1 protein-coding gene and 1 pseudogene are annotated in these 2312 nt (G+C 35.2%); both read right to left on the minus strand.

Translation table 11 applies throughout. The annotated features are described in order from the left end of the window. Positions 1-116 precede the first annotated feature (116 nt). Positions 117-1352 (minus strand): annotated as a pseudogene (locus tag V7659_RS23820) (IS110 family transposase). Between the two features lie 305 nt (positions 1353-1657). Continuing rightward, on the minus strand, positions 1658-2023 hold the full coding sequence (locus V7659_RS23825) for a hypothetical protein (protein WP_335542633.1): 366 nt from the start codon (positions 2021-2023) through the stop codon (positions 1658-1660). Between the last annotated feature and the right edge of the window lie 289 nt (positions 2024-2312).

Here is a 2312-nt window from a genome sequence, read left to right on the forward strand (position 1 = left end):
AATATTTTTCAATAAAAATTTTAAAATTCACATGATATACTAAAAATGTGCATACCAAATAACCTTCCGTTAATTCATTTTTGGAAGGTTTTGTGCTTTTTAGTTTAATTTAGGTTCTAAGCTATATCTTGGAAAGTCGATTTGCTTTTTAATAAGGCAAAAATCCAATGTAAGAGCTTATTCACACAGGCGATAACAGCTACTTTAAAAGGTTTTCCTTCCTCACGTTTCTTATCTTAAAAAGCACGTAATTTTCTATTACGGGGAATGATTTCATCGCTAGTTTTGCTCTTACGACAGTCACGAATCGCACATCGAACAGCCATATATAAAGCGTGACGAAGTCTGCTAGACCCTCTTTTAGTGATTTGATTTATGGTAGCTGTAAACTTCCCAGACTCGAAAACACTAGGGTCAACTCCTGCGAAAGCTACAAGCTTTTTTGGATTAATAAATCGATCTATCTCCCCAATTTCAGAAATGATCGTGGCGGCGATCTTTTCTCCGATTCCTGGGATAGATTTGATGATATTATATTCTTCAATTTCTTTAGCGAGGGCATCTATTTCTGACTCTAAAGTGGATAGATGCTCTTTGTATTGAAGAATGATGTTTATATACATTCCTAAGCTCAATATATGACTCTGTTAAACAGTTTTTTCAAACGGATTTCGGATTGCCGCAGCTTTAAGCTGAACGGCTTTTTCCTTAGCCCATCTAGTTGATCTACTTTTACATAAACTAGATATTTTATCTGCCAGTGTTTCTACACTTACCTCTAAAATATCTTCAGATGACGGAAACTCTGAAAGAGTTAAAAGTGATACAACTGAGTATAAGTCACCAAAAACCCCTCTATATTCGGGAAAAACTTGGTCCAGAATTGCTTGAAATTGTAGCTTTGTTTGAATTAATACCCCAGTTATATTTTCGTGCTGCCTTGTAAGATTCCGAAGGTTTAAAAGTTGAACTCCTCGCTTTTTATATGGCTCAAGATCCTCTTTATAAAACAACTGGCAGAGATGGTAAGCATCAGCCGCATCTGTCTTTACTTTTCTAAGACTTGAACTTTTAGCCTTATAAGAAATTAGTGGATTAATGATTATCAATAAATATCCACGGTCCTCCAGGTATTGAACAACAGGAGAATGATAGTGTCCTGTTGCTTCCAGGACGATAGGTGGTTTCTGACCTGTTTCTCTCTGTACCTCCACTAGAAATTCTACAAGTAAACTGAGACCTTCAAGGGTATGAGAGACTTTAAAACTCTTACGATATGGTTTACCTTTTTCCAAAAATGCTTGAACCTGACTTTCTCCTTTTGATACATCCAGACCAACGACTGGATTCATTTTCAAATCTCCTCCTAAACTAGTAATTTGCCAGTAACCCCTAATTCCTCCATGCAGTATCACAGCTTCGCTTGTTATACGAGATCTAAGTCCCAACCAGCCTCAATCATGTTTCTACAAGTAGGGGGCGAACGGTTTAGTTGACGGGGTCGAAGCCCCACGGGCAGTTACGTTCTACCCTGGCTACTGATATAATAAGACCAAAATAAATAAGGTCAACCAGAAATATTTAGCATTCTGGTTAACCTTATAATACGAACGGTCAGGTTAGTTAAAGAAAGAGATGTTAATAACAACATCTCTTTTTACTTCACTTCTTCTTCAGTTTTCAGCATTTCTTCATCTATGATTTCCACTAATTCTTGAATACTGTACATATATAGAACAACTTCTTTTTCAACATCTTCAATATGAATTTCAGCTTCAATGCGTATTTTTGTCGGTTTTCCTTTATAAATAACATCAAATGTTCCAATTTCTTTTACTTCATTGTCCTCTTTCATTGTGTCAATTTCAGATTGTATAGTATTGATTTCTCCTTGACTAAAACCTGAATCCAATACTGAGGATGATAAATGTTGTAAAAAAGGTTCTACCTCTTCAATGTCAAAATTCATTCCCGCTGCATATGGTGCTTCTTCGTTGTTTGAATTGTTCTTCTTGTTGAACATATAAAAAGTACCTCCAGCTAAAAGTATTATAATAAGACTAGTGATTAAAAATTTCACATATTTTCACACCTTTCCATTTAGTATCTGAATTCAATAATAGAACGAAAAGTGCAATTAAGCCTTAATAAATAGATAATAACAGATTTAATTTGTTCAGCAAACAAATTAAATATCTAGTCATATATTTTAGATACGAGTCAGCGTTCATAAAGCTCCTTTTTCAACTAACGGGTGCTTGAGTTTAAGATGGAGCTGTGATCGGCAGCCCCTTTTTCTTGTTGAACTAACG

This window comes from Neobacillus drentensis (assembly GCF_036966985.1).
Classification (GTDB): Bacteria; Bacillota; Bacilli; order Bacillales; family Cytobacillaceae; genus Neobacillus; species Neobacillus drentensis_E.

Excerpts from the sequence above, each read along its gene's own strand:
- V7659_RS23825 (WP_335542633.1), bottom strand. The coding sequence starts at position 2,023 with ATGTTCAACAAGAAGAACAATTCAAACAACGAAGAAGCACCATATGCA.